This is a genomic window from Mesorhizobium sp. CO1-1-11 (assembly GCF_020164995.1).
Taxonomy (GTDB): Bacteria; Pseudomonadota; Alphaproteobacteria; order Rhizobiales; family Rhizobiaceae; genus Mesorhizobium; species Mesorhizobium australicum.
The window spans coordinates 290,791-315,926 of sequence record NZ_JAIUHE010000002.1 but is presented as its reverse complement, the minus strand read 5'-3'; the positions used below and the strand labels follow the sequence as shown (position 1 = coordinate 315,926).

The 25,136-nt window shown below is 64.9% G+C and carries 24 protein-coding genes; 17 read left to right on the top strand and 7 right to left on the bottom strand.

All coding sequences use genetic code 11. From position 1 onward, the window contains the following. Positions 1-4 precede the first annotated feature (4 nt). Positions 5-454 (bottom strand): nucleoside deaminase, encoded by a 450-nt coding sequence (locus tag LB554_RS03530; RefSeq protein ID WP_041163474.1) that lies wholly within the window; start codon positions 452-454, stop codon positions 5-7. A 181-nt stretch (positions 455-635) separates the two neighbouring features. Here LB554_RS03530 and LB554_RS03525 point away from each other — a divergent pair, with 181 nt between their 5' ends. The 5 genes from LB554_RS03525 (at position 636) to LB554_RS03505 (ending at position 6,976) form a co-directional block, all read left to right on the top strand. After that, positions 636-2,648, top strand: a complete 2,013-nt coding sequence (locus LB554_RS03525; RefSeq protein WP_224583130.1) for a pseudouridine synthase — start codon at positions 636-638, stop codon at positions 2,646-2,648. Then, on the top strand, positions 2,645-3,199 hold the full coding sequence (gene rsmD / locus LB554_RS03520) for a 16S rRNA (guanine(966)-N(2))-methyltransferase RsmD (protein ID WP_015318357.1): 555 nt from the start codon (positions 2,645-2,647) through the stop codon (positions 3,197-3,199). Before LB554_RS03525 ends, rsmD begins: the two co-directional genes overlap by 4 nt. A 119-nt stretch (positions 3,200-3,318) precedes the next feature. Continuing rightward, positions 3,319-4,707 carry a M16 family metallopeptidase gene (locus LB554_RS03515; RefSeq protein ID WP_224583129.1) on the top strand — a complete coding sequence of 463 codons (1,389 nt, stop codon included), beginning with the start codon at positions 3,319-3,321 and terminating at the stop codon, positions 4,705-4,707. Positions 4,708-4,709: 2 nt separating this feature from the next. Beyond that, complete coding sequence (locus tag LB554_RS03510; protein ID WP_224583127.1) at positions 4,710-6,107, top strand: M16 family metallopeptidase; 1,398 nt, start codon at positions 4,710-4,712, stop codon at positions 6,105-6,107. Beyond that, positions 6,104-6,976 (top strand): patatin-like phospholipase family protein, encoded by an 873-nt coding sequence (locus LB554_RS03505; protein WP_140617132.1) that lies wholly within the window; start codon positions 6,104-6,106, stop codon positions 6,974-6,976. Before LB554_RS03510 ends, LB554_RS03505 begins: the two co-directional genes overlap by 4 nt. 84 nt (positions 6,977-7,060) lie before the next feature. Here the strand turns inward: LB554_RS03505 and efp are convergent, their stop codons facing one another. Further along, the gene (efp, locus tag LB554_RS03500) at positions 7,061-7,630 is read right to left on the bottom strand and encodes an elongation factor P (protein ID WP_015318353.1); all 570 of its coding nucleotides are present in this window, start codon (positions 7,628-7,630) and stop codon (positions 7,061-7,063) included. Between the two features lie 114 nt (positions 7,631-7,744). Here efp and epmA point away from each other — a divergent pair, with 114 nt between their 5' ends. Further along, on the top strand, positions 7,745-8,791 hold the full coding sequence (epmA, locus tag LB554_RS03495) for an EF-P lysine aminoacylase EpmA (RefSeq protein WP_224583126.1): 1,047 nt from the start codon (positions 7,745-7,747) through the stop codon (positions 8,789-8,791). Between the two features lie 24 nt (positions 8,792-8,815). Here the strand turns inward: epmA and LB554_RS03490 are convergent, their stop codons facing one another. Further along, entirely contained in the window at positions 8,816-9,232 is a 417-nt protein-coding gene (locus LB554_RS03490) for a VOC family protein (protein ID WP_015318351.1), read from the bottom strand. 174 nt (positions 9,233-9,406) lie between these two features. Here LB554_RS03490 and LB554_RS03485 point away from each other — a divergent pair, with 174 nt between their 5' ends. The 6 genes from LB554_RS03485 (at position 9,407) to lpxK (ending at position 15,000) form a co-directional block, all read left to right on the top strand. Continuing rightward, positions 9,407-10,750, top strand: a complete 1,344-nt coding sequence (locus LB554_RS03485) for a TldD/PmbA family protein (protein ID WP_224583125.1) — start codon at positions 9,407-9,409, stop codon at positions 10,748-10,750. After that, positions 10,737-11,540 carry a 3'(2'),5'-bisphosphate nucleotidase CysQ gene (locus LB554_RS03480; protein WP_015318349.1) on the top strand — a complete coding sequence of 268 codons (804 nt, stop codon included), beginning with the start codon at positions 10,737-10,739 and terminating at the stop codon, positions 11,538-11,540. The genes LB554_RS03485 and LB554_RS03480 overlap by 14 nt, the downstream gene beginning before the upstream one ends. Before the next feature lie 77 nt (positions 11,541-11,617). Continuing rightward, on the top strand, positions 11,618-11,863 hold the full coding sequence (locus tag LB554_RS03475; RefSeq protein ID WP_015318348.1) for a DUF4170 domain-containing protein: 246 nt from the start codon (positions 11,618-11,620) through the stop codon (positions 11,861-11,863). Positions 11,864-11,868: 5 nt separating this feature from the next. Next, on the top strand, positions 11,869-12,660 hold the full coding sequence (locus LB554_RS03470) for a lysophospholipid acyltransferase family protein (RefSeq protein ID WP_224583124.1): 792 nt from the start codon (positions 11,869-11,871) through the stop codon (positions 12,658-12,660). Further along, positions 12,657-13,973: a lipid IV(A) 3-deoxy-D-manno-octulosonic acid transferase gene (gene waaA / locus LB554_RS03465; RefSeq protein WP_224583123.1), complete on the top strand. Its 1,317-nt coding sequence runs from the start codon at positions 12,657-12,659 to the stop codon at positions 13,971-13,973. The genes LB554_RS03470 and waaA overlap by 4 nt, the downstream gene beginning before the upstream one ends. 1 nt (position 13,974) lies before the next feature. Further along, positions 13,975-15,000 carry a tetraacyldisaccharide 4'-kinase gene (gene lpxK / locus LB554_RS03460; protein ID WP_224583121.1) on the top strand — a complete coding sequence of 342 codons (1,026 nt, stop codon included), beginning with the start codon at positions 13,975-13,977 and terminating at the stop codon, positions 14,998-15,000. A gap of 96 nt (positions 15,001-15,096) precedes the next feature. Here the strand turns inward: lpxK and LB554_RS03455 are convergent, their stop codons facing one another. After that, positions 15,097-15,330: a DUF2093 domain-containing protein gene (locus LB554_RS03455; RefSeq protein WP_010915490.1), complete on the bottom strand. Its 234-nt coding sequence runs from the start codon at positions 15,328-15,330 to the stop codon at positions 15,097-15,099. Between the two features lie 114 nt (positions 15,331-15,444). Between LB554_RS03455 and LB554_RS03450 the strand changes: the two genes are divergently transcribed. After that, entirely contained in the window at positions 15,445-16,047 is a 603-nt protein-coding gene (locus LB554_RS03450) for a hypothetical protein (RefSeq protein WP_224583119.1), read from the top strand. A gap of 59 nt (positions 16,048-16,106) precedes the next feature. Here LB554_RS03450 and LB554_RS03445 read toward each other — a convergent pair whose 3' ends face one another. Next, the gene (locus LB554_RS03445) at positions 16,107-17,033 is read right to left on the bottom strand and encodes a LysR substrate-binding domain-containing protein (protein ID WP_083883064.1); all 927 of its coding nucleotides are present in this window, start codon (positions 17,031-17,033) and stop codon (positions 16,107-16,109) included. A 90-nt stretch (positions 17,034-17,123) separates the two neighbouring features. Between LB554_RS03445 and LB554_RS03440 the strand changes: the two genes are divergently transcribed. Together LB554_RS03440 and LB554_RS03435 are read left to right on the top strand one after the other, a co-directional pair. Further along, a complete protein-coding gene (locus tag LB554_RS03440) occupies positions 17,124-18,017 on the top strand; it encodes a DMT family transporter (protein WP_224583117.1) in 894 nt (297 codons plus the stop codon). A 133-nt stretch (positions 18,018-18,150) separates the two neighbouring features. Beyond that, a complete protein-coding gene (locus LB554_RS03435) occupies positions 18,151-18,912 on the top strand; it encodes a hypothetical protein (protein WP_140617122.1) in 762 nt (253 codons plus the stop codon). Between the two features lie 19 nt (positions 18,913-18,931). On the opposite strand, the gene mutL is transcribed toward LB554_RS03435, so the two are convergent. Together mutL and LB554_RS03425 are read right to left on the bottom strand one after the other, a co-directional pair. After that, entirely contained in the window at positions 18,932-20,821 is a 1,890-nt protein-coding gene (gene mutL / locus LB554_RS03430) for a DNA mismatch repair endonuclease MutL (protein WP_224583116.1), read from the bottom strand. 43 nt (positions 20,822-20,864) lie between these two features. Beyond that, a complete protein-coding gene (locus LB554_RS03425) occupies positions 20,865-21,767 on the bottom strand; it encodes a LysR substrate-binding domain-containing protein (RefSeq protein ID WP_015318339.1) in 903 nt (300 codons plus the stop codon). A gap of 92 nt (positions 21,768-21,859) precedes the next feature. Here LB554_RS03425 and LB554_RS03420 point away from each other — a divergent pair, with 92 nt between their 5' ends. Further along, positions 21,860-23,410 (top strand): trimethylamine methyltransferase family protein, encoded by a 1,551-nt coding sequence (locus LB554_RS03420; RefSeq protein WP_140874365.1) that lies wholly within the window; start codon positions 21,860-21,862, stop codon positions 23,408-23,410. 44 nt (positions 23,411-23,454) lie between these two features. Further along, on the top strand, positions 23,455-25,104 hold the full coding sequence (locus tag LB554_RS03415; RefSeq protein ID WP_224583114.1) for an ABC transporter substrate-binding protein: 1,650 nt from the start codon (positions 23,455-23,457) through the stop codon (positions 25,102-25,104). Positions 25,105-25,136 lie beyond the last annotated feature (32 nt).

The following is a 25,136-nucleotide window of genomic DNA, read 5'->3' as shown; positions in this document are numbered from 1 at the left end:
TGGCTCAGTCTCGACGTCCCCTGAAAAAATCCTTCAGCAGCAGGCCTGCTTCGGTCTCGGCCATGCCCGGATAGATGTCGGGCGTGTGGTGGCAGGTCGGAGAGGCGAAGAAGCGCACGCCGTTGACGACGGCGCCGCCCTTTTCGTCGGCCGCACCAAAATAGAGACGGCGCAGCCTGGCGAAGGAGATTGCCCCGGCGCACATGGCGCAGGGCTCCAGCGTGACATAGAGATCGTGGCCGGTGAGCCGCTCGCTCGAGAGTTTGCCGCAGGCTTCACGGATCACCAGCATCTCGGCATGGGCCGTCGGGTCCGCAAGCTCGCGCGTGCGGTTGCCGGCACTGGCAATAACCGCGCCGCCATTGGCGATGACCGCGCCGACCGGCACTTCGCCACGCAAGGCTGCCGCTTCGGCCTCTTTTAGCGCCAGGGCCATGAAATCCGGCCTCTTCAAGGGGTTTGTCTTCCCATTATATCCTCGCCACCCGGCGGTGATCCTGTTATGGAGCGCATCAACCCGAAAAATCGGACTCGATTTTCGGAAATGATCATGCGCCAAATCAAAAGTGCTACAGCGTTCGTTGCGCGCCGAACGGATGCGCCACGCTGTAGCAGCGCAAACGGACAAAGGCCACATGGACGACAACGACAAGAAATCACCGCGCAAAGCCGGCCCGGGCAGGAGTGGCCCGAAATCGGCAGGTGCACGTGGCCGCGATGCCGGCAAGGGCGGGAAGCCGTCCTTTGCTGCGAAAAAACCTTATGCGCCACGTGGCGATCGGCCGATGGACGCCGACGGCGACCGGCCGAAGCGGGACTTCAAGGGCGGCGACAGGCCATTCAGCAAGGGACCGCGCCCCGAAGGCAAGCCTTATGAAAAGCGCGAAGGCCCGCGCAAGCCCTATGCGCCGCGTGGCGACCGCCCGATGGCGGCCGAAGGCGAGCGCAAGCCATATGAAAAGCGTGAGGGACCACGCAAGCCCTACGCGCCGCGCGGCGACCGCCCGATGGCAGCCGAAGGCGAACGCAAGCCCTATGAGAAGCGCGAGGGACCACGCAAGCCCTACGCGCCGCGTGGCGACCGTCCGGTCTCTACTTCGGCGGAGGGCGGTGAAAAGCGCTTCGACCGTCCCAAGCGTGATTTCGGAGATCGTCCGAAGCGGGATTTCGCTGACCGTCCAAAGCGTGACTTTGGCGGCGACAGACCCAAGCGTGATTCCGGTGATCGGCCGCAAGGCGCGTCTGGCGGGGGCTTCAAGCCGCGCTCGCGGCCTGCCGAAGCAACGGAAGAAGCCGGCGAGCGCATCGCCAAGCGGCTGGCACGCGCCGGGCTCGCCTCGCGCCGCGACGCCGAGGAGTTGATCGCCGCCGGCCGCGTCAAGGTCAATGGCAAGGTGCTGGCTTCGCCGGCGTTCAACGTCATGCCCAATGACATCATCCATCTCGATGGCATGGAAATCCCGCCGATCGAACGTACGCGCCTGTTCCTGTTCCACAAGCCGGCCGGCGTCGTCACCACCAACCGCGATCCGGAAGGCCGCAAGACCGTCTTCGACGTGCTGCCGGCCGAACTGCCGCGGCTGATGACCATCGGCCGCCTCGATATTAACACCGAAGGCCTGCTGCTGCTGACCAATGATGGCGGCCTGTCGCGCGTACTCGAACTGCCGGCCACTGGCTGGTTGCGCCGCTACCGCGTGCGCGTTCATGGCAAGGTCGAGGAAAGCGCGCTCGCCGGCCTGCGCGAGGGCATTGCCGTCGACGGCGTCTTCTACGGCGCCATCGAAGCCAGCTTGGATCGCGAGCAGGGCTCCAACGCCTGGCTGACGATCGGTCTGCGCGAGGGCAAGAACCGTGAGGTCAAGAACATCCTCGGCGCGCTCGGCCTCGACGTCACGCGGCTGATCCGCATCTCCTACGGTCCGTTCCAGCTCGAGGATCTCGCCGAGGGCCATGTTCTGGAGATCAAGGGCCGGGTGCTGCGCGACCAGCTCGGCGAGCGCCTGGTCGAGGAATCCGGCGCCAATTTCGAGGCCGAGATAACAAAACCGTTTTCCAACCAGCCGGTGCGGCGCACCGAAGTGCGTGAGGTCGAGCCCGAACGGCCGAAGTTTACGCGAGATGGCGAGCGCCGGCCGATCGGCGAGGGCGGGCTGATCAAGAACCGCAAACGCCGGGAAGGCAGCCGCGACGAGGCGCTCGGCAAACTGTCGACGAGCCCCGACAGGGGTGAGAGACCAGAAAAGAGCTTCGGCGATCGCGGTCCGCGACCGGAGCGCGGCGGCTTTGGCGATAAGCCGCGCGGAGGTTTTGGCGACAAGCCGCGCGGCGGATTCGGTGACAAGCCTCGTGGCGGCGGCAAGAAACCCGAACGCGAGCAACGGCCGATCGAGCCGCCGGGCCAGCGCAAGGCCAATGTCTGGATGGCGCCGGGAGCCCGGCCGATCGGCAAGGGCAGGGCGGAGGCCGATGCGGCCAAGGCGGCCGAGAACAAGGCACGCAAGGCCTCGTTCAAGCCGTCTTATGGCAAGCCCGCCGGCAAGCCAGGTGGCGTGAAACCGTTCGGCAAGCCGCGTGGCGAACGTCCAGGAGGCGCCGGTGGCGGCGAGCGGCCGCGCGGCGGCCCCAAGGGCCCCCGGACAAGATGAGAATTGTCGGCGGTGAGTTTCGCGGGCGTCCGCTGGCGACGCCCCGCAGCAGCGCCATCCGCCCGACGACCGATCGCACCCGCGAGGCCGTCTTCAACGTCCTGGCGCATCGCTTTGCCGGGCAACTGGACGGCGCGCGCGTGCTCGACCTGTTCGCCGGCACCGGCGCGCTTGGCCTGGAAGCCCTGTCGCGCGGGGCATCCTATGGCGTCTTCATCGAGGAATCGGCCGAGGGCCGTGGTCTGATCCGCGACAATGTCGAAGCCTTCGGCCTGACCGGACGCACCAAGATCTTCCGCCGCGACGCAACCGGCCTTGGCGAGGCGGGCACGCTGGCGCCGTTCGGCCTGGTCTTTGCCGATCCGCCCTATGGCAAGGGCCTTGGCGAGCTAGCCCTGCGGTCGGCCCAGGCCGGCGGCTGGCTGCGGCCAGGCGCACTCTGTGTGGTCGAGGAGACGGCGGTGGTTCCCTTCGAGCCAGGCCCGGGCTTTTCCGTGCTTGATGAGCGCAACTATGGCGAGACCGTGATCCGCTTCATCGAAGCTGCCTGAGAGGCCTGCTTTCAGCCGTGGCCTCTTTGCCGCCGCCTTTGCCGGCAACATGACCAACAATTCACTTTGCTTGTCGCCAGCGCCTTGCCTATCGTCGCTGCATGAAACCGGAGCCATCGATGACATCAAGGACTGAATGGCTTCGGGCCACGCTGCTGGCGACGTCGCTGGCATTGTTCATGACCGCCCCCGTCCTGGCGGACGGCCCCGTATTGCCAAGCACAGTGCCGGCCGAGTTCAAGGTCACGGACTTCCTGCTCGACAACGGCATGGAAGTGGTCGTCATTCCCGATCACCGCGCGCCGATCGTCACCCACATGGTCTGGTACAAGATCGGCAGCGCCGACGAGCCGCCGGGCAAATCCGGCATCGCCCATTTCTTCGAGCATCTGATGTTCAAGGCCACGGCCCACCACGCGGCCGGCGAGTTCGACCGCGCCGTCTCCGACATTGGCGGCTCCAACAACGCCTTCACCTCCTACGACTACACCGCATTCCATGAGACGGTGGCACCGTCGGCGCTCGAGCTGATGATGAGCTTCGAAGCCGACCGCATGCGCAACCTCATCCTCACCGATGACGTCATCAAGACCGAGCGCGATGTCATCCTGGAGGAGCGCCGCTCGCGCATCGACAACAATCCGCAGGCCGTGCTCGACGAAGAGGTCGATGCCACGCTATGGCAGAACCAGCCCTATCGCATCCCGGTCATCGGCTGGATGCAGGAGATGGAGCAGCTGAACCGCACCGACGCGGTGGCGTTCTACAACAAATACTACCGGCCCAACAACGTCGTGCTGATCGTGACCGGCGATGTCGAACCGGACACGGTGAAGGCGCTGGCCGAGAAGACCTATGGCAAGGTGGCGCGCGGGCCGGACCTGCCGCCGCGCGTCCGCCCGGTCGAGCCGGAGCAGAACACCAGGCGCACGGTCACGCTTTCCGATGCTCGCGTCAGCGTGCCGAGTTTCTCGACGCAATGGGTGGTGCCATCCTACCATACCGCCAAGCCGGGCGAGGCCGAGGCGCTCGACCTGCTGGCCGAGATTCTCGGCGGCGGCAACCGCAGCCGGCTTTACCAAGCCCTTGTCGTCAAGCAGGGCATTGCTTCCGGCGCCGGTGCGTACTTCCAGGGCACCATGCTCGACGACACCAATTTCACTGTCTACGGCGCGCCGCGCGGTGACGCCAAGCTGGCCGACGTCGAAGCCGCGGTCGATGCGGAAGTGGCACGCATCGCCAGCGACGGCGTCACCCCGGACGAGCTCGAAAAAGCCAAGGACCGCTATGTCAGGTCGATGATCTTTGCTCGCGACAAGCAGGATTCCATGGCCAACATCTATGGCTCGACGCTTGCCACCGGCGGCAACGTCCAGGATGTGCAGCAATGGCCGGACCGCATCCGCAAGGTCACCGCTGACGAGGTCAAGGCCGTTGCCGCGCGCTATCTGGTATTGGCCCGCTCGACGACCGGCTATCTCTTGCCGCAGCAACAGGCGGGGAATTGATGATGACGAACCAGTTTAGCGGCGCGTTGACGTCTCCCCGCCAGGCTCCCCCTTCTCCCCTCGCGCGAGAAGGGAAGGCCCTCCACGCCCTCGCAACCTTCTTCCTCTCCGTGCTCTTCCTGGTTCTGCCGGCGCTTGCCGCCCGCGCCATGGAGATCCAGTCCGTTACCTCCTCGAAAGGCGTCACGGCTTGGCTGGTCGAGGACTATTCCGTGCCGGTGGTCGCCGTCCGCTTCGTCTTCGGCGGCGGCTCGACGCAGGATCCGGTGGGGAAGGAAGGTCTCGCCAACCTGATGACCGGCCTGTTCGACGAGGGTGCCGGCCCGCTCGACTCGGAAGCCTTCCAGATCAAGCTCGATGATGCCGGGGCCGAAATGAGCTTCGACGAGACCCGCGATGGCATCTACGGTTCCATGCGCATGCTGGCCGAACAGCGCGACGAAGCCTTCGACCTGTTGCGTCTGGCGGTCAATGAGCCGCGCTTCGACCAGGCGCCGATCGACCGCATCCGCGCGCAGGTCCTGTCCGGCATCATCGCCAACGAGAACGATCCCGACACGGTGGCGCAGAACCGGTGGGCGCGCGCCGTCTATGGCGACCACCCTTATTCGCGTTCCGACCAGGGCACCAGGCAGAGCATCGCCGCCGTCACGCAGGCCGATCTCGAGGCCCTGCACAAGGCGGTGTTCGCGCGCGGCGGCTTGCATGTCGCCGTGGTCGGGGCCATCGACCCCGAGACCCTGAAGAAGAAGCTCGACATGGTGTTCGGCGACTTGCCGCGGGACCAGGCGCTCGCTCCTGTAGCCGATATCGAGCCCAAGCTGGCGCAGCATATCGAGGTCAATTACGACCTGCCGCAGACATCGCTGCAGCTCGCCTGGCCGGGCGTGAAGCGCAAGGCGACGGATTTCTTCCCGGCGGTGCTGATGAATGAGATCCTCGGCGGTGGAACTTTCACCTCGCGCCTGTTCCAGGAGGTGCGCGAAAAGCGCGGGCTCGCCTACAGCGTCAATTCCTCTCTGGTCAACCAGGACCATGCCAATGCGCTGATCGTCACCACTGGTACGCGCTCCGATCGCGCGGCCGAGACGCTCGCCATCGTGCGCGACGTCGCCAAGCGCTTGGCCGTGGATGGCCCGACCGAAGCCGAACTGGCGGCGACCAAGAAATATCTGATCGGCGCCTATGCGATCAGCAATCTGGATTCGTCGAGTTCCATCGCCGCCACGCTTGTCGAGCTGCAGATTGACGATCTCGGCATCGACTATATGCAGCGCCGGGCCGGCTATATCAACGCGGTGACGATCGATCAGGTCAAGGCGGCGGCGAAGAAGCTGCTGACGACCGAGCCGACCATCATGGTGGTCGGGCCGCCGCTGGCGGGAGCCGGCAAGGGATGAGCCCCACTTTCGGCATAGCGTTCGGCGGTGGCGGCGCGCGCGGTCTGGCGCATATCCATGTCATCGAGGCGCTGGACGAGCTCGGCATCAAGCCGGTGGCGATAGCCGGCTCGTCGATCGGCGCCATCATGGGCGCCGGCATGGCCTCGGGCATGACCGGCAAGGATATCCACGACTATGCCCGCTCGATCCTCGGCCGCCGCGCCGAGGTGGCGAGCCGCATGTGGCGGGCGCGGCCGGGCACGATCGCGGAAGCCATGCAAAATGGCATCCGCGTCAGCCAGTTCAATGTCGAGCGCATCCTGAAGGCGTTTCTGCCCGAGGCTATTCCCGAATCCTTCGCCGGATTGAAAATCCCGCTGAAGGTGACAGCAACCGACTATTTCGGCCACAAGCTCGCCGTGTTCGACGATGGCGACCTGCATTCCGCCCTTGCTGCCTCTGCCGCCATTCCTGCCGTCTTCCGTCCGGTGACGCGCGACGGCAGGCTGCTGATCGACGGCGGCATCTACAACCCCGTGCCCTTCGACCTGATCGAGAAGGATGCCGATATCATCATCGGCGTCGACGTGGTTGGCGCGCCGGAAGAGGCCGACCGCAAGCAGCCGACCTCCGTCGACCTGATGTTCGGCGCCACGCAGCTGATGATGCAGTCGATCATCGCCAACAAGCTGAAACAGTGCCAGCCCGACATACTGGTCCGCCCGGCGGTGTCGAAATACCGCGTCCTCGATTTCCTGAAGATCGAGGCCCTGATGAGCGAGACGGTTGAAATCAAGGATCGGCTGAAGCGGGAGGTGGAGGTCGCAATTGAACGGCGTTCCGCCAAGGTCGAGGCAAAAAGGACAAGAACGCCAGCCAGGTCGTGATCGCGGTCAGCGAGACTGCGAGGCTACTTTGTGCCGTGTCGGCGGGGCATCAATGCCGAGGCGGCAACAATGCCTCTGCTTCGCTCAGTCCTTCGCCCGCTCCACATAGGACCCGTCCGCCGTCATCACCACGACGCGGGTGCCAGGCGCAATGTGCGGGGGCACGGTGGTGCGCACGCCGTTGGAAAGCACGGCCGGCTTGTAGGAAGACGATGCCGTCTGGCCCTTGGTCGTCGGCTCGGTCTCGACCACTTCGAAGGTGGCGCGCTGCGGCAGCACCAGGGCGATCGCGATGCCGTTGAACTGTGACACCTGCACCGGCATGCCTTCCTTCAGATAGGGCGCCGCATCGCCGACCACGGCTTCAGACACCGCCACCTGGTCATAGGTTTCCGGGTTCATGAAGTGATAGCCTTCGCCATCGGCGTAGAGGAAGGTGTGCTCGCGCTCCTCGACATAGGCGCGCTCCACCTGTTCGGTGGTGCGGTAGCGCTCCGACACCTTCACCCCGTCGCCGATGCGGCGCATATCGAGCTGCGTCACGGGCGTGCCCTTGCCGGGGTGGATGTTTTCGGCAAAGAGGATCACATAAAGCTTGCCGTCCTTGTCGACGACATTGCCTTTGCGGAGCGAACTGGCGATGACTTTCACCACGGTTTTAAATCCTGCGAGAGTTGACTGGCGTTTGCCGGCTTGCGCGGCGCTGAATGGGGGCCTAGCGCATCTTGGCGCGAACCGCCAGCCCCCTCGGCGAACCGAAGCGCGCTGATGACCGCCGCGTCGCCCTGGTGGACGCCGCATGTCCATGCCGACCGCCGTCCGCGCCTGATGCTGCGCAACGGGCTGACGGCTGCCTTGCGCGACTGGTTCGCCCGCAACGACTTCATCGAGGTGGAGACGGCGGCGCTGCAGGTCTCGCCCGGCAACGAGGCGCATCTGGCGGCCTTCGCCACCGAAGCGGTCGGGCCGGATGGCGCCCGCTCGCCGCTTTATCTCCACACCTCGCCGGAATTCGCCTGCAAGAAACTGCTTGCGGCGGGGGAGCAGCGCATTTTCAGCCTGGGGGCCGTCTACCGCAACCGCGAGCGCGGTCCCTTGCATCATCCCGAATTCACCATGCTCGAATGGTATCGGGTGGGCGAGACCTATGAAAGCCTGATGCGCGACTGCGCCGATCTGCTGGCGTTGGCCGCGACACGGGCAGGGGCCACGCACTTCTCTTTCAGGGGCCGCGACTGCGATCCGTTTTCCGAACCGGAGCGGCTGACCGTGGCGGACGCCTTCAGCCGCCACGCCGGGATCGATCTACTGGCCACGGTCGCGCCCGATGGCGGCACGGACCGGGACGCGCTGCATGCCGCTCTGATCCAGGCCGGTCTGCGCACCGCGCCTGACGACAGCTGGGCCGATTTGTTCAGCCGCGTGATGGTGGAAAAGATCGAACCCAATCTCGGCCTCGGCCGCGCGACCATTCTTTGCGAGTACCCGGTCGCCGAGGCGGCACTGGCGCGGCCGAGCCCGAGGGATCCGCGCGTCGCCGAACGCTTCGAGCTCTATTGCTGCGGCGTCGAGCTCGCCAACGGCTTTGGCGAACTGACCGACGCGGCCGAGCAACGCCGGCGCTTCGTCATCGGGATGGACGAGAAAGAGCGCGTTTATGGTGAGCGCTACCCGCTGGACGAGGACTTCCTCGCCGCGTTGGCCATCATGCCGCAGGCCAGCGGCATCGCGCTCGGCTTCGATCGGCTGGTGATGCTGGCGACGGGCGCGCAGAAGATCGAGGACGTGATCTGGACTCCGGTCGTGGCATCTTGAAGACGAGCTGCCGCCCCTTTGATCTCAATGCGCGAATACCTGCTCCAGCGAGCGAAAGCCCTTGAATTCCAAGGCATTGCCCGAGGGATCCCGGATAAACAATGTCGCTTGTTCGCCGGGCTCGCCCTTGAAGCGGACCATCGGCCGCTCCAGCCAGTCTATGTCGTCGCGCGCTTCCAGCCGCGTCGCCAGGCGCTGCCAGTCGTCCATCAAGAGCACAGCGCCGAAATGCGGGATCGGCACCAAAATGCCGTCGACCTTGCCGTCGCTTGCAGCTCGCGCGGCCTGCGGCCGCAAATGCGCCGACATCTGGTGGCCGTAGAGGTCGAAATCGACCCAGGTCGCCGACGAGCGGCCGATCGCACAGCCCAGCACCTCGCCATAGAAAGTTCGGGTTTCATCGAGATCACGGACTGGAAAGGCAAGATGGAAAGGCGTCATGGCGAAGGCTCCAGTTAGGCAAAAACCGCGACGTCCGCTCTTTGCGGGCGCTTCGATGGCGATTTGGTCGCAACATCCTGATTGCCCTTCTGCCATTGCACAAGCGGCAGTGGAACAATAGATGGTGCGGCAGCACCTGCCTTCCGGACAGGCTGAAGAAACAGGATCAAGTGCATGACCGACAAGCTCGACGCCGCGAAATTGACGGACCGTGTCGCGGCCCTGGTCGAGGCCGCCAAACGCGCTGGCGCCGATGCCGCGGACGCCGTCGCGGTGCGTGGCCGCTCGACCGGTGTTTCGGTGCGGCTTGGCAAGGTCGAAAACACAGAGGCGTCCGAGGGCGACGACGTTTCGCTGCGGGTGTTCGTCGGCCAGCGTGTGGCCAGTGTATCGGCCACCGCAGCGTCCGATCCGAAGGCCCTTGCCGAGCGCGCCGTCGCCATGGCCAAAGTGTCCCCCGAGGATCCCTACCAGGCTCTTGCCGACCCCGCGCTGCTCGCCAGACAGACGCGCGATCTGGACCTGTTCGATGCAACCGAAGTGTCGGCGGACCAGTTGAAGGAGGCGGCCCTTGCGGCCGAGGCGGCGGCTCTCGCCGTCAACGGCGTAACCAATTCGGCCGGCAGCAATGCCAGCGCCGGGCTGGGCGGGCTGGTTCTGGCCACCTCGCACGGTTTTCTCGGCCAGTATGTCGCCTCGCGCTTTTCGCGCTCGGCCAGCGTGATCGCCGGCGAGGGCACCGGCATGGAACGCGACTACGAATTCTCCTCGCGCCAGCATTTTGCCGATCTCGACGCGGCCGAGGATATCGGCCGCCGGGCCGGCGAACGGGCCGTGCGTCGCCTTGGCGCGCGCAAGGCGGCGACCGGATCGGTCGACGTGGTGTTCGACCCGCGCGTCGCGCGCGGCATTGCCGGCCACATCGCCGGGGCCATCAACGGCGCTTCCGTCGCGCGAAAAACCTCGTTCCTGCGCGACATGATGGGCAAGCAGGTGGCCGCGTCCGCCATCACCGTCACTGACGAGCCGCTGCGGCGCCGTGGCCAGGCCTCGCGCCCGTTCGATGGCGAAGGCGTCGAGGGCGAGAAACTCCTGATGATCGAAAAGGGCGTCCTCAATCACTGGTTCCTGTCGACATCGGCGGCCCGGGAGCTCGGCCTCGTCACCAACGGGCGCGGCACGCGCGGCGGCTCCTCCGTCTCACCGTCTTCCACCAATCTTGCCATCGAGCCAGGCGAAAGGTTGCCGGAAGACCTGATCGGCTCGCTCAAGAGCGGCTTCTACGTCACCGAAGTGTTTGGCCAGGGCGTAGACATGCTCACCGGCGAATACAGCCGCGGCGCTTCGGGCTTCTGGATCGAAAATGGGGCGCTTGCCTATCCGGTCGCCGAAGTCACCATCGCCTCGAACCTGAAGACGATGTTCCTCAACATGATGCCCGCGAATGACCTTGATCGCAATTTCGGCACCGCCGCCCCGACGCTCCTGATCGAAGGCATGACCCTTGCCGGAGCATGAGCTGACCACCGCCGGTGCCGATCTGGACCTGCCGCTGCTGCGCGACGCCGCCCGCGAGGCGGGTCTCATCGCCATGCGCTACTTCGGCAACAATCCGCAGGTCTGGATGAAGGGCGGCACCTCGCCGGTCAGCGAAGCCGATCATGCCGCCGATGCGTATCTGCGCCAGACGTTGCTTGCGGCACGGCCGGATTATGGCTGGCTGTCGGAAGAGACGGCCGACGACCCGGCGCGGCTTTCGGCGCGCCGCACCTTCGTTGTCGACCCGATCGACGGTACGCGCGGCTTCCTTGAAGGCCAGCGCGCCTGGTGCGTCAGCGTCGCCGTCGTCGAGAATGGCCGCACGCTCGCCGGCGTGCTCGAATGCCCGGCGATGGACGAGACCTATTCCGCGCTGCCAGGCCAGGGCGCATTCCGCAACGGCAAGCGCATTGCGGTGCGCAAGCCAGGCGACAAGCCCGAGATTTCCGGCCTGAAGCAGTTGATCGACCTGATGCCGGCCGGCTGGCAGGAGCGGCTGCAACGGGCGCCCTACAGCCCTTCGCTTGCCTACCGCCTGGCGATGATCGCCAGTGGCACGCTCGACGGCACCTTCGTCAAGCCGAACGCGCATGACTGGGACATCGCCGCCGCAGACCTCATCCTGCGCGAGGCAGGTGGCCAACTGCTCGACCCGCATGGCCACGCGCCGTCCTATGCCGGCGAGGTGACCCGCCACGGTGCGCTCGCGGCCGGCAGCGGCGAACTGCTGGCCGTGCTGGTCGACGTCATAGCCGGGCTGGATGGCTGAAAGCGTTTTTCGAAGGTTCCAAAGTCGGCGGCTTTGGTCTAGACCTGTCACAAACTCACGATATGTGAAGGACCGACATGGCCGCGGAAGACGGAAAGAAACAGCTTTTGCATCTGGTGTTCGGCGGCGAACTGAAGAAACTTGGCGGCACCGAGTTCCGCGATCTCGATGCGCTCGACATCGTCGGCGTCTATCCGGACTATCAATCCGCGCACACGGCGTGGAAGGCCAAGGCGCAGGCCAGCGTGGACAATGCCCATATGCGTTATTTCGTCGTTCATCTGCACCGTCTGCTGGATCCCGATAGCAAGGCCGCCGGTTGACTTCGATGGAGCATGATCTGGCGAAAGAGCCAGCCGGCGAGGCCGCGCCCACGGGCAGGGGCCGCAGCCGTACGACCAAGGCCTTCTGGCGCAGGATTCGCGAACCGCTCGCGCAGTCGCGATTCGTCAAGAACGCCATTGCCAGCCTGCTCGCGCACTTCGTGCGGCTGGTTCGCGCGACCAGCCCCCTGGTCGCCGGATCGGCGCGCTTTTCGGGCGGCGCCTATGCCGAGTTCGAGCCGGGGATCATTGCTCTGTGGCATGGCCAGCACCTTTTGACGCCGGCCTATTACCCCAAGCGCAAGCCGCTGGTTGCCATGGTGTCGCGTAGCGCCGATGCCGAGCTCAACGCCCTGATGCTGGAGAAATTCGGCATCGAGGCGGTGCGCGGTTCGGGCGGGCGCGACAATGCCAGGCATCTCGACAAGGGCGGGGCCAAGGCGCTCATCGCCCTCAAAAAGTCGCTCACATCAGGCAAGAACGTCGCCATGATCGCAGACATTCCCCACGGTACCCCGCGCGATGCAGGGCTCGGTATCGTTCTCCTGGCTCGCCTCTCCGGCCGGCCGCTGCTGCCCGTCGCCATCGCCACCAGCCGCCGCAAGGTGCTGGAAAAGAGCTGGGACAAGACCACCATCAACCTGCCCTTCGGCCGCTCCGCCGTGACCATCGGCACGCCGATCTTCGTGGCGGCGGATGCCGATGACGCCGAAATGGAACGCAAGCGCCAGGAAATCACCACCGCCCTCAATGCCGCGACCGCCGAGGCCTACCGCCTCGTGGATGGCCCGCGGTGAGCGGCCGCTGGGCCCGCACCATGTTGTCGGCATACCGTTTTGCCGGCGCGGCCGCCTATCCGTTGGTCGGGCCTTACGTCGCCTGGCGCACCTCGCGCGGCAAGGAAGACCGCAATCGCCGCCGCGAGCGCTACGGCGTCGCCGGCCGGCCGCGCCCCGAGGGCCCGGTGATCTGGATCCATGCCGCGAGCGTCGGCGAGACCTTGGCCGTCGTGCCGCTTGTCGAAAGCATCCTCGATTATGGCGTCAACATCGTGCTGACGACCGGTACGGTCACTTCGGCCCAGGTCGTCGACGAGCGGCTCGGCGACCGCATCATCCACCAATATGTGCCACTCGATCTGAAGCCGGCGGTCAGCCGCTTCCTCGATCACTGGAAACCCGATCTGGCGATCATCGCCGAATCCGAGATATGGCCGATGACCATCCTCGAACTTGGTGCCCGCCATGTGCCGCAGGTGCTGGTCAATGGCCGGCTCTCCGATCGCTCCTTCATGTCTTGGAAGAAGCGGGCCAACATCGCCGAGGCCCTGTTCGAGAATCTGGCCCATGTCGTTGCCCAGTCCGACGTCGACGGCGAGCGTTTTCGGGCGCTCGGCGCCCGGCCGGTGACGGTGTCGGGCAATCTCAAGGTCGACACCAACCCGCCGCCGGTCGACTTGCGAGCGCTTGGCACATTGCAGCGGCAGATCGGCGATCGGCCGACCTGGGCGGCGATCTCGACCCATGATGGCGAGGAAGTGGTCGCCGCGGAAGTTCACGCGACGCTGCACAGGCGTCACCACGGCCTTTTGACGATCGTCGTTCCGCGCCATCCCGATCGGGCCGAAGACCTTGCCGCGCAGATTTCCGGCATGGGCCTTAAAGTCGCGCGGCGCAGCAAGGGCGACCGTATCGGGGCCGATACCGATATCTTGCTTGGCGATACGATCGGCGAAATGGGCTTGTATCTCCGGTTGACCGAAATCGCTTTCGTCGGCCGCTCGCTGACCTCCGAAGGCGGCCAGAATCCGCTTGAGCCGGCCATGCTCGACACCGCCGTTCTCGCCGGGCGCAACGTGCAGAATTTTCGCGAGGCCTATCAGCGCCTGCTCGACAGCGGCGGCGCCAAGCTGGTGCGCGACCGCGACATGCTGGCCGGCGCCGTCAATTTCCTCCTGACCAACGAAGTGGCGCGCCACGAGATGATGGCGGCGGGGATCGCGACTGTCGAAGAGATGCGCGGCGCACTGGCACGCACGCTCAAATCGCTCGAACCCTATATCCAGCCGCTGGTGGTCAAGGCGCGCCTGAAGGGCGCCAACGGGCGTTAGAATGGCCTCCGAAGCACCGCCATTCTGGTGGGAAGAGCCGGACTGGAAGGTCCTGGCGCTGTCGCCGCTGTCGGCTGTCTACGCGCTGGTTGCCGGTCGCGGCATGCGGCGGGCCCGGCGCGAGAAGATCCAGGCGCCGGTTCTGTGTATCGGCAATTTCACCGTCGGCGGCACCGGCAAGACGCCGGTGGCGATCGCGCTCGCCCAACAGGCCAAGCGCATGCATCTGAAGCCCGGGTTCCTGTCGCGCGGCCACGGCGGTTCCTTCGCCGAGCCGCATGTCGTCGATGTCAGCCATGACAGCGCCAGGCATGTCGGCGACGAACCGCTGCTGCTGGCCGAACATGCCCCGGTGGCGGTGACGCCGAACCGTGCCGCCGGCGCCCGGCTGCTGCTGGAAAAACACGGTTGCGATTTCCTGATTATGGACGACGGCTTCCAGAGCGCGCGCATCCACATCGATTATGCGCTGGTCGTGGTCGATGCCCGCTACGGGATCGGCAATGGCCGCGTCATCCCGGGCGGTCCACTCAGGGCCAAGATCGTCGACCAGCTGGTTTTCACCAGCGGGCTGCTGAAGATGGGCGAGGGCACGGCCGCCGACGCCGTGGTCCGCCGAGCCGCGCGTGCCGGCCGGCCGATCTTCGAGGCCCACACGGAGCCGAGCAGCACGGCCGGGCTTGCCGGAAAGCGGTTCCTGGCCTTTGCCGGCATCGGTCATCCCGAAAAGTTCTTCGACACGGTGCGTGACGCCGGCGGCGAAGTGGTCCTGTCCAGGCCCTTCCCGGACCATCACTTCTACGCCGAGGACGAGCTTGCCGAACTGGCCGCGACGGCACGCGCCGAAGGCCTTGGCCTGATCACCACCGCCAAGGACGCCGCCCGGCTGCGTCACGGCGCCCCGCAGGATTTTCTCGACCGTCTCGACGTGCTGGAAATCGACACGGTGTTCGAGCTTGATCACGTGCCCGAACGCATCATCGAGGAAACGCTCGATGCCTGGCGGCAGCGCAAGCTGAGAAACTAACGCTATTCCAGGAAAAGTGCGTAGCGGTCTTCAGTAAGGAATTGCGTAAAACAAAGAAGGAGAGCGGGTCAGATTCTATCATAGACTGAGCCGCTTTTAACTCCGTTTGCGCAACTCCGGATGCACCTCGATTTCGCGGCGCAGCGATGCGGTGGCGTTCACGTAGGGTTCCTGCCTGGCGACGCTCCAGTATTTCAGCTCGTCCAACGGGATGTTTTCGCCCGTCACCGCGCAGCGCACGAACGAGCCCGGGCTGGTGACCTGGAAATCGCCATCGAGATAGCGGATGCGGGCTTCCTTGCCGCCCGGGCCTTCGAAACGGTTCATCATGCAACGGCACTTGAGTTCATCGGGATTCAATCGCCATAAATCGTGGGCAAGGTCAAGCTTGGCGCAATGCTCATATAATATCGCGGTATGGCACGATGGTTGTCAGGAAGCGCCATGGACATCGCCAATGCCAGTATGACGTCTTTGCTGAAAGAAGCGCTCATTCCCGGGCCGGTGCCTTCGCCCAGGGCCGATCCCGCGACCGCGGCTCTGGTCAAAGCGCTCGTCCAGCCGGCGGCGCCCGCGACGGTGCAATCGGCGCAGTTCGCCGCCCAGGTGCTGCAAGGCTCGCTACCGCGGCCGGCCGGTCAAACCTCGCAACGCCTGTCCTCCCCCGAGATCGAGGATGCCTACCGGGCCGTCATGGAACCTGACGCCGCCACCCACCATGCATTGGCACGAGCCTCGACGGGTGGGGCAGGGACGGACACCGATCAGGCTTCGCGCGGCTTCGCTCCGCCGCGGATAACGGCCAACGACAGCACCCCCAAACTCGCGGCGCCGCCGGCCCTATCCACATTCTCGCCGGCCGTCGCTTCGGCCGCGGTGCTGGTCGCGGCCAATGTCAACGCGCCGCAACCGCGCGGCGCCTCCATCCGTCCAGCGGGCCATGCTCCCCGATCCGAGCCAGTTCCGTCGTCGCTGTGGACGATATCGCTCGTGACGGCCATCGTCTCGGCCGCAACCACCACGATCGTGCTTTTGCTGTTCCGTTAAGCGAGTATCACGCGATTTCCAGCAGCGGCCGTCACGTATTCTCCGAGATGCGTCAGAGCCTAATCCTCATCCTGCAGGAAAGCTTCCAGCCTTGCCGAAGCAAGCCCGGCCTGTTCGGCAATGCGCCTGGCGAGATCCGCGGCGGCCGCGCGCGGCCGGCCCACCGGACGATCCAGCCAGTAGGAAACGGGATTGAGCACGGTGCGATCGTCAACGGCGACGAGGCGGCCGGACTGTATCTGGTGCTCGGTGAGCGGCGGCCGCGCCAGCGCGATGCCGAGGCCATGAGCCGCTGCATCGAGCACCAGATTGTAATCCTCGAAACGACGGTCTTGCGGGCGCGGCCGGTAGTCCATGTCCTGCGCGGCCAACCAGGCGCGCCAGCCCGAAGCGTCGGAATCGTTGATCAGCGGGAATTTGAGCAGCCGGGCTGGATCGCCGCTGCCGATCTCCCGTGCGAGGCCCGGCGAGGCGATCGGGAAGAGATATTCTTCGAACAGTTGCACCGAGACACGGCCCGGGATGCGGCCGCGACCGCAGCGCACCGACAGATCGATGCCTTCGTCGGCGAGATCGGCCTGGCGGTTGTCAACATCGAGCACGATGCGCAGGCGGGTGGGATCGTTCTCCAGCGCCGCCATGCGCGGCATCAGCCACAGGCCGCTCACCGAAGGAATGGAGGCCAGGCGCACCACCGCGGTGCCGCGCGGCTCCACCCACCGGTCGGAATTGACCGAGATCAGCGCGAAGGCTTCGGTGGTCCTGAGATGCAGTCGATTGCCTTCGTTGGTCAGCGTCACGCCGCGCGCGCCGCGCTCGAAAACCTTCAGGCCAAGCCAGTCCTCGAGTTTGGCGACCTGCCGGCTGACCGCGCCATGTGTGAGGTTGAGTTTTTCGGCGGCGGCCGAGAAGCTCCCCGTGCGCGCCGCCGCGTCGAAAGCGCGCAACGTCTCCAAGGGCAGCATACTGTTCGAGCTGTGATCCATGCTCACAGGTGACCCTCGATTTGGTCGTTTGTCAATTGACCTGGAAAGGCGTTTCCTGCTCCCGAGACCTGAAGAATCCGAGGCACTGGGATGAGCATGACGACAGGCACGTTGAATTCGACACAGCGGATGGACACCACGGCCGCCATTGCCGTGGCGCTGACGGTGATCGGCTGGGCCTCCGCCTTCCCGGCGATCCGGGCCGGGCTCGCCGCCTTTCAGCCGCTGGAGCTTGGCGCCCTGCGCTTTGCCATCGCCGCCGTGCCGGCGGCGATCTTCCTTGCCGTCAAGCGTCCGGCTCTGCCCAGGATTGGCGATCTCTGGCGCTTCGCCTTTGGCGGCGCCATTTTCGTCGCGCTCTACACGGCGATGCTCAATTTTGGCGAACTGACGGTCTCGGCCGGAGCGGCGGGCTTCATCATCAATGTCAGTCCCATCTTTACCGCCATCATGGCAATGGCGCTGCTCGGCGAGCGCTTCTCCGGCCTGGCCTGGATCGGCACGGTCATCTCCTTCGCCGGCATCGGCATCATCGCCGTCGCCGACGGGCATGGCCTTCATTTCAATGCCGGCGCGCTGCTGGTACTTGGCTCGGCCCTCTGCTCGGCCGTCAACACCATCGTCCAGAAGCCGCTGTTTGCCCGTCATCATCCGCTGACGATCGCGGCGTCCAACATGGTGCTCGGCGCGCTCTGCCTGGCGCCCTTCCTGCCCACCGCTCTGCAACAGGCCGCTGTCGCCAACACTGCCGGCCTCGGCGCCGTCATCTATCTCGGCATCGTGCCGAGCCTGATTGCCTATGCGGCGTGGGCAACCGCGCTGTCGCGCCTGCCGGCGGCGCGTGCCTCGAACTTCCTCTATCTGGTCTCGCCGATGTCGGCCCTGATCGGCTTCTTCTGGCTGGGCGAGGTGCCGACGCTGCTCGGCATGCTCGGCGGCGCGCTGGCGCTCGGCGGTGTCATCGTGGTGAATTTGAAACGCTAATTCAAAAGCTTGCGATCTTTCCCTGACTCGTGTCGGGAACCACCGATTTCATCGCCAGTTGACGGCTGCCGCAAGGCAAGGCAACTGTCACTCGGTCTTGGCGGATGGTCGTCGCGGGCGCTGCGAGGTCGGGATGGGAAGACGTTTTATCTCAACGGTCGTTTGCTTGTTGCTGCTTAACGCGAAAGCCGTCGCGGGTTGGTACCACGTGGAAAACTACGAGGGTTTCCTCGGGCCGTCTCCCATCCATTTCTCCATACAGACATATGATAGCTTAGGCAGCGCGCCAAAGGTCGATGGAAGCTACTTCTACGACGCGAAGCAGAGCCCGATTGCGCTGTATGGCACGGTCACCGGCACCAAGTTCGTGCTTTGCGAGATTTCAGACGACAAGGAATTCTATCGGATAATTGTGCAGGGGCCGAGACCCGCTGTGGATACCACAAGCTGCCCATTCTCCCTCGACCTCAATGGAAACGCTGTGACCGGAAGCTGGAGCAAGGGCACGGATAGATATCCCGTCACTCTCAAGAAAATAGCGAGCCTGGATGACACCGGCGAGGCGAAGATCGATGGCACGGTCGAGATTTCCTTCTGGGCGCAGACAGCCACCGACAGGTTTTCGGGAATTTACACGAATACCAGCGCCGGCCTTTGCATGGAAAAAATGCGTGTCATCAAAAAGAGCAGCCGCAAGGTTGTCCAGGAAATTACCTTCGCCGATGACGACGCGTGCAGTGCCGGCATGCTGATGACGACCATCTATATGAACGTCGAGAAATGGGTGGAGCGAGGCAAGGACGTCATTTCCGTGAATTTTCGAGGCGGTGGCGCCGGAACCGCGGTCGATTACGTCTTCAATTCACGGACAAGGAAATATCAGCGGAGGAAATGAGGCTGGCCGCGCAGCCGGTTCACCGCCGCCCGAACAGCCTCTCGATGTCGGCCAGCTTGAGCTCGATATAGGTCGGGCGGCCATGATTGCAGGTGCCGGAGCCCGGCGTCGCTTCCATCTGGCGCAGCAGAGCGTTCATCTCCTCGGCCTTGAGCAGCCGCCCGGAGCGCACCGAGCCATGGCAGGCCATGGTGGCGGCGATCTTGTCCAGCCGTTCCTTGAGCGTCTCGACCGTATCGTTGTCGGCAATCTCGTCGGCGAGGTCGCGGACCAATTGCTGGACGTTGGTCTCGCCGAGCATCGACGGCGTCTCGCGCACGGCGACCGCACCCGGTCCGAAACGCTCGATGCCGAGGCCGAAGCGGGCGAGCGTTTCGGAATGCACGGCCAGCCGCTCGGCGTCCTCCTCCGGCAGGTCGATAATCTCGGGCAGAAGCAGCATCTGTGACGGCACCGGCCGCGCGTGCAGCGCGTTCTTCAGCGCCTCGTAAACCAGCCGCTCATGGGCCGCGTGCTGGTCCACGATGATGAGCGAATCCCTGGTCTGGGCGACGATATAGTTCTCATGCACCTGCGCGCGCGCGGCCCCCAGCACCGCGCCGAGCAGCGTCTCCGCCGCCTCGCTCTGCCCGGCGCGCGCATCGGCGCTGGCAAGCGGGCCGGCATCGAACGCGGCTTGCTCATTTTCGCCAAATCCGCCCTGTCTTGCGCCGGTGCGTTCAAAGCCCGGGCTGTCGAATTGCATGTCGAGCGGCCGCTGCGGCGGGCGCGCGGGATCGAAGCCGGCGGCGCCTGAAGCGCGATAGGCCGCATCGTAGCTGCGATGGCCATTGGCCGGGCCGGGATGCGCATAGGACGGGCTGCCCGGCCGGAACGCTGCCATCATGCCGGCGGCGCCGGTGGTGGCCGAGCGGATGCCGGCATCGGCCAACGCCTGCCGGATCGCGCCGACGATCAACCCGCGCACGAGGCCCGGATCGCGGAAGCGGACATCGGCTTTGGCCGGGTGGACGTTGACGTCGACGATGGCCGGATCGAGCGAAAGAAACAGTACCGTCACCGCATGGCGGTCGCGCGGCAGGACGTCGGCGAAGGCGCCACGGATCGCTCCGGCGATCAGCTTGTCGCGCACCGGGCGGCCGTTGACATAGGCATATTGCTGCAATGCGTTGGCGCGGGTGAAGGAAGGGATCGACACATGGCCGGTCAGGTGCACGCCTTCGCGCATCGCGTCGATGGCAATGGAATTGTCGGGAAAGTCGGCGCCCATCACCTGCGCGACCCGGCGCAGGCTGCCGTCCGCGCTGTCGTCGGTGGCCGGCAGTTCCAGCGTCGTGCGGTCGGAACCGGCCAGCGTGAAACGCACCCTGGGGAAGGCGATGGCGATGCGCTTGACCACATCGCTGATCGCCGAGCTTTCGGCGCGTTCGCCCTTCATGAATTTCAGCCGCGCCGGCGTGGCGAAGAACAGGTCGCGCACCTCGACGGTCGTGCCGCGATTGGCCGCCGCTGGCTTGATTGGCAGGACGCGGCCGCCCTCGATGCCGATCTCTGCGGCGCTGTCGCTAGAGGCCGTGCGCGAGCGGATCGACAGCCGCGACACCGAGCCGATCGATGGCAGCGCTTCGCCGCGAAAGCCGAGCGAACGAATGTCGTTGATATCCTCGGTGAGCTTGGAGGTGCAGTGGCGTGCGATGGCCAGCGCCAGTTCCCGTTCAGGAATGCCGAAGCCGTTATCGGTGACGCGGATCAGGTTCAGCCCGCCGCCCGATGTGACGACTTCTACCTTGCTGGCCCCGGCATCGAGCGCATTCTCGACCAGTTCCTTGACCACGCTCGCCGGACGCTCGATGACTTCGCCGGCGGCGATCTGGTTGATCATCGTTTCGGAAAGCTGGCGGATGGGCATGCTCTGATCTTACACGGATTCGGTGGGCGCGCGCGAGGCCACTTTACGCCTGCGCCAGCAGCCAATCCCTGACCTTGCGCGCATTGTCGCTGAGCTCGCGGTTCTTCGGCCAGATGACGTAGAACGCGGTGCCCGTCTTCATGATGTGGTCCGTCACCGGCACCAGCAGCCCGGTCGACAGCAGCCGCTCGACAAGGTGGCGCCAGCCGAGCGCGATGCCTTGCCCCTCCATGACCGCCTGGATCACAATCGCATAGTCATTGATGCGCAAGCCACGCTCCGCATTGCGGAGACTGGCTCCGGCCGATTGGAACCATTCGTCCCAGTTCGGGGCCTCGCGATAGGGCTCTTCCAGATGAATGAGGCGGTGTGTCGCCAGTTGCTCGACGGTCTCGGGCCGGCCGAATTTCGTCAGATAACTGGGACCCGCGACCGGAAAGATCTCTTCGTCGGAGAGCGCTAGCGAGTGGTAGTCCGGCCAGTCGCGTGGCACGCCTCCGCGCACGGCAAGCGGAATGCCTTCGGCGATGATGTCGAGATCTCGGTCGCCGGTCTGGATGCGCAGATCGATGCCCGGCAGTTCGTCGCGGAACCGCTGCAGGCGCGGCATCATCCAGAACGAGCCGAAGGCCGTCGAGGCGGCGAGCGTCACATGGCCACCAGTCGCCTGCAGACGCAGGTCCTCCGCCGACTTGCGGATGTGGGAAAGACCGAGCGAGACGTCGGCATGGAAGCGCTCGCCGGCCTCGGTCAGGCTGACCTGGCGGTGGCGGCGCTGGAACAGCGTGGCGCCAAGCTGTTCCTCCAACCCACGCACGGCATAGGAAACTGCGGCCTGCGTCATGCCGAGCTCGCGCCCGGCGGCGGTGAAACTCGACAACCGGCCGGCCGCCTCGAAGACGATCAGGCTGCCGGCGGAGGGCAGGAGGTGGCGAAGGCTTCGCATAAGCTCAGCTTATACAAGAGATCAGGATTTTCCAGCGTCACAGTCGAATTTCACCTCGCTAAGTTGACCGGGATCGAAGGGATGGAGGCTCCATGAACGCACCGGCCACTGAATTGACCGAGCAAACCCATCGCCGTGGTGGTGGCCGTCTCGGGCGCAAGGCGATGAGGAGCGCGCCGATTGCCTCGTTCCCGACCCTGGTGCGCCAGATTCCGGTCTATGAGATCGTTCCCGATGAGGCGGTGGAACTGATCCACGAGGAGTCGCTCAAGATACTCGAAGAAGTGGGCTGCGAATTCCGCGACGACGGAGCCATCGAGCTCTGGAAGGCGGCTGGGGCCGATGTCAGGGAAACGCGCGTGCGTATCGACCGCGCGCTGCTGATGGAGCTCGTCTCGAAAGTCCCATCCGAATTCACGCTCCATGCGCGCAATCCCGAGCGCACGGTCCGCGTTGGCGGCAAGAACTCGATCTTCGTGCCGATGTATGGCGCGCCCTACATACGCGACCTCGACAACAACAGGCGCTACGGCACGCTTGCCGACCTCAACAATTTCCACAAGCTCGCCTACATGGCGCCGGCGCTGCATTCCTCGAGTTCGGTCATCTGCGAGCCGATGGAAATCGCCGTGCCGAAGCGGCATCTGCACATCATCCATTCGGCGCTGAAACATTCCGACAAGCCGTTCATGGGCATCGTGACGTCCAAGGAGCGCGCCGAGGACACGATGGCGATGGCTGCAATCGTCTTCGGCGAGGAGTTCGTCCGCGAAAACCCGGTGCTGGTGGCGATCACCAACTGCAATTCGCCGCTGGTCTGGGACGCCACCATGATCGACGCGATGCGGGTCTATGCAAGCCACAATCAGCCGCTGATCCTGGCGCCGTTCGCGCTCTGCGGCGCCTCGACCGCGGCGTCGGCCGTCGGCGCGGTGGCGCAGGTCAATGCCGAGGCGCTCGCGGGCGTGGCCCTGACCCAGCTCATCCGTCCCGGTTCGCCCCAGATCTACGGCCAGTTCATGGTCACGGTCGACATGAAGACCGGCGCTCCCATGGGCGGCACGCCGGAGGCCGCCCAGATGATGTATCTGATGGGTGCGCTGGCGCGGAAATACAAACTGCCGTGGCGCACATCGGGCTTTCATGTCGGCTCGAAGCTCAACGATGCCCAGGCTGGCTATGAGGCGAACATGCTGATGCATGCAGCCATCCTCGCCGGCGCCAACTACATCTGGCATTCGGCCGGATGGCTGGAAGCGGGTCTCACTTGCGGTTACTCGAAATTCGCCACCGACTGCGAACAGCTTGTCGGCTGGTACAAATATGCCGGCGGCCTGCCTTTCGAAGATTTCAAGGAAGCGATGGCAGCGATCCGCGAAGTCGGGCCGCAGGGCCATTTCCTCGGCACCCAGCACACGCTCGAGCATTTCGAGAAGGCTTTCTTCATGCCGAGCATCATGGACTTCAACTCCTACGAACAATGGAAGGCGGAAGGGGCGAAGGACCACGACACGCGCGGCCGCGAGAAGGCGCGCAACATGCTTGCCGACTATGAGGAGCCGAAACTCGACGAGGGCATTGCCGACGGTCTCAAGGATTTGATCGCGCGGCGCGAGGAAAAACTGCCTGACAGCGTTAGTTGAAAAAGCAGGCAAAGACCTCACGGGAACAACAAGGGGAGAATGACATGACGATTTTCAGAAGCAACGGCGACCGTGTGCCGCCCGCTATCGAAGCGATGGCGGCGGAAGCGAAGGCGGGTCGCATGGACCGGCGCGAGTTCCTGGCGCTGGCCAGCGCGCTTGGTGCGTCGACGGCATTTGCCTATGGCATGATCGGCCTCGCCGCGCCGACGCAAGCTGTGGCCGAGGAACCGAAGAAGGGCGGGACGCTGCACGTCTCGATGGCGGTGAAAGCGCAGAAGGATCCGCGCACTTACGATTGGGTGGAACTGGCCAATGTCTCGCGTTGCTGGCTGGAGCCGCTGGTGCGCTACACCAGGCAATTCACCTTCGAGCCGGTGCTGCTCGAAAGCTGGGACATCAACGACGACGCCACCGAATACACGCTGCATGTGCGCAAGGGCGTCGCCTGGAACAATGGCGATGCCTTCAGCGCCGATGACGTGGTGCACAATGTGACGCGCTGGTGCGAGAAGGGCGTCGCCGGCAACTCGATGGCGGCCCGCGTCGGTGCGCTGATCGATGCCAAGACCGGCAAGGCCAGGGACGGCGCCATCACCAAGGTCGACGACAACACGGTCAAGCTGAAGCTCAGCGAGCCCGATATTTCGCTCATTCCCAATTTCACCGATTATCCGGCGCTCATCGTGCACCGCAATTTCGACGCCGATGGCGCCGACCCGATCAAGAAGCCGATCGGCACGGGAGCGTTTGAGTTGGTCTCTTACGACGTCGGCCAGAAGGCGGTGGTCAAGCGCCGCGAGAACGGCAAATGGTGGGGCGGCGAGGCGCCACTCGACGGTATCGAATTCATCGACTACGGCACCGATTTCAACGCCACGGTGAACGCGTTCGATTCCGGTGAAATCGACCTCAATTTCGAGTCGCCCGCCGACTTCATCGACATTCTCGACAAGATGGGGCTGCAGAAGTCTGAGGTCGCGACCGCCACCACGCTGGTTGCCCGCACCAACATCACGCACAAGCCATACGACGATCAGCGCGTTCGCAATGCGCTGCAGATGGCGGTCGACAACAACGCGGTGCTGCAGCTCGGCTATAACGGCCGCGGCACGGTCGGCGAGAACCACCATGTCAGCCCGATCCATCCCGAATACTATGCCCTGCCCAAGAAGGAGCGCGACGCCGCCGGCGCCAAGAAGCTGATGACGGACGCCGGTCAGGCCGACTTCGAGCACGAGCTGATCACCATCGAGGACGACTGGCAGAAGAACACCGGCGACGCGATCGCCGGCCAGCTGCGTGACGCCGGCATCAAGGTCAAGCGCACGGTGCTGCCGGGCTCGACCTTCTGGAACGACTGGACGAAATATCCCTATTCGATGACCATCTGGTACATGCGCCCGCTCGGTGTCCAGGTGCTGGCGCTGGGTTATCGCACCGGCGAGGCGTGGAACGAATCGGCCTATTCCAATCCCGATTTCGACGCCAAGCTCAAGCAGGCGCTCTCGCTGATCGACGTCGCCAAGCGCAAGGAGGTGATGAAGGATGTCGAGCAGATCCTGCAGGACTCCGGCGTCATCATCCAGCCGTTCTGGCAGAAGCTCTACAGCCACACGAACAAGAAGGTGAAGAACTACGGCGTCCACCAGACCTTCGAGATGGACCTCCAGAACGTCTGGCTGGACGCCTGACGCCAGAAGTTCTGCCACACAGCGCCGGCGCC

Coding starts and splice junctions, on each gene's coding strand:
- LB554_RS03525 (WP_224583130.1), top strand. CDS start 636: ATGGACGACAACGACAAGAAATCACCGCGCAAAGCCGGCCCGGGCAGG.
- rsmD (WP_015318357.1), top strand. CDS start 2,645: ATGAGAATTGTCGGCGGTGAGTTTCGCGGGCGTCCGCTGGCGACGCCC.
- LB554_RS03515 (WP_224583129.1), top strand. CDS start 3,319: ATGACATCAAGGACTGAATGGCTTCGGGCCACGCTGCTGGCGACGTCG.
- LB554_RS03510 (WP_224583127.1), top strand. CDS start 4,710: ATGACGAACCAGTTTAGCGGCGCGTTGACGTCTCCCCGCCAGGCTCCC.
- LB554_RS03505 (WP_140617132.1), top strand. CDS start 6,104: ATGAGCCCCACTTTCGGCATAGCGTTCGGCGGTGGCGGCGCGCGCGGT.
- epmA (WP_224583126.1), top strand. CDS start 7,745: ATGACCGCCGCGTCGCCCTGGTGGACGCCGCATGTCCATGCCGACCGC.
- LB554_RS03490 (WP_015318351.1), bottom strand. CDS start 9,232: ATGACGCCTTTCCATCTTGCCTTTCCAGTCCGTGATCTCGATGAAACC.
- LB554_RS03485 (WP_224583125.1), top strand. CDS start 9,407: ATGACCGACAAGCTCGACGCCGCGAAATTGACGGACCGTGTCGCGGCC.
- LB554_RS03475 (WP_015318348.1), top strand. CDS start 11,618: ATGGCCGCGGAAGACGGAAAGAAACAGCTTTTGCATCTGGTGTTCGGC.
- LB554_RS03470 (WP_224583124.1), top strand. CDS start 11,869: ATGGAGCATGATCTGGCGAAAGAGCCAGCCGGCGAGGCCGCGCCCACG.
- lpxK (WP_224583121.1), top strand. CDS start 13,975: ATGGCCTCCGAAGCACCGCCATTCTGGTGGGAAGAGCCGGACTGGAAG.
- LB554_RS03455 (WP_010915490.1), bottom strand. CDS start 15,330: ATGATGAACCGTTTCGAAGGCCCGGGCGGCAAGGAAGCCCGCATCCGC.
- LB554_RS03450 (WP_224583119.1), top strand. CDS start 15,445: ATGGACATCGCCAATGCCAGTATGACGTCTTTGCTGAAAGAAGCGCTC.
- LB554_RS03445 (WP_083883064.1), bottom strand. CDS start 17,033: ATGGATCACAGCTCGAACAGTATGCTGCCCTTGGAGACGTTGCGCGCT.
- LB554_RS03440 (WP_224583117.1), top strand. CDS start 17,124: ATGAGCATGACGACAGGCACGTTGAATTCGACACAGCGGATGGACACC.
- LB554_RS03435 (WP_140617122.1), top strand. CDS start 18,151: ATGGGAAGACGTTTTATCTCAACGGTCGTTTGCTTGTTGCTGCTTAAC.
- mutL (WP_224583116.1), bottom strand. CDS start 20,821: ATGCCCATCCGCCAGCTTTCCGAAACGATGATCAACCAGATCGCCGCC.
- LB554_RS03425 (WP_015318339.1), bottom strand. CDS start 21,767: ATGCGAAGCCTTCGCCACCTCCTGCCCTCCGCCGGCAGCCTGATCGTC.
- LB554_RS03420 (WP_140874365.1), top strand. CDS start 21,860: ATGAACGCACCGGCCACTGAATTGACCGAGCAAACCCATCGCCGTGGT.
- LB554_RS03415 (WP_224583114.1), top strand. CDS start 23,455: ATGACGATTTTCAGAAGCAACGGCGACCGTGTGCCGCCCGCTATCGAA.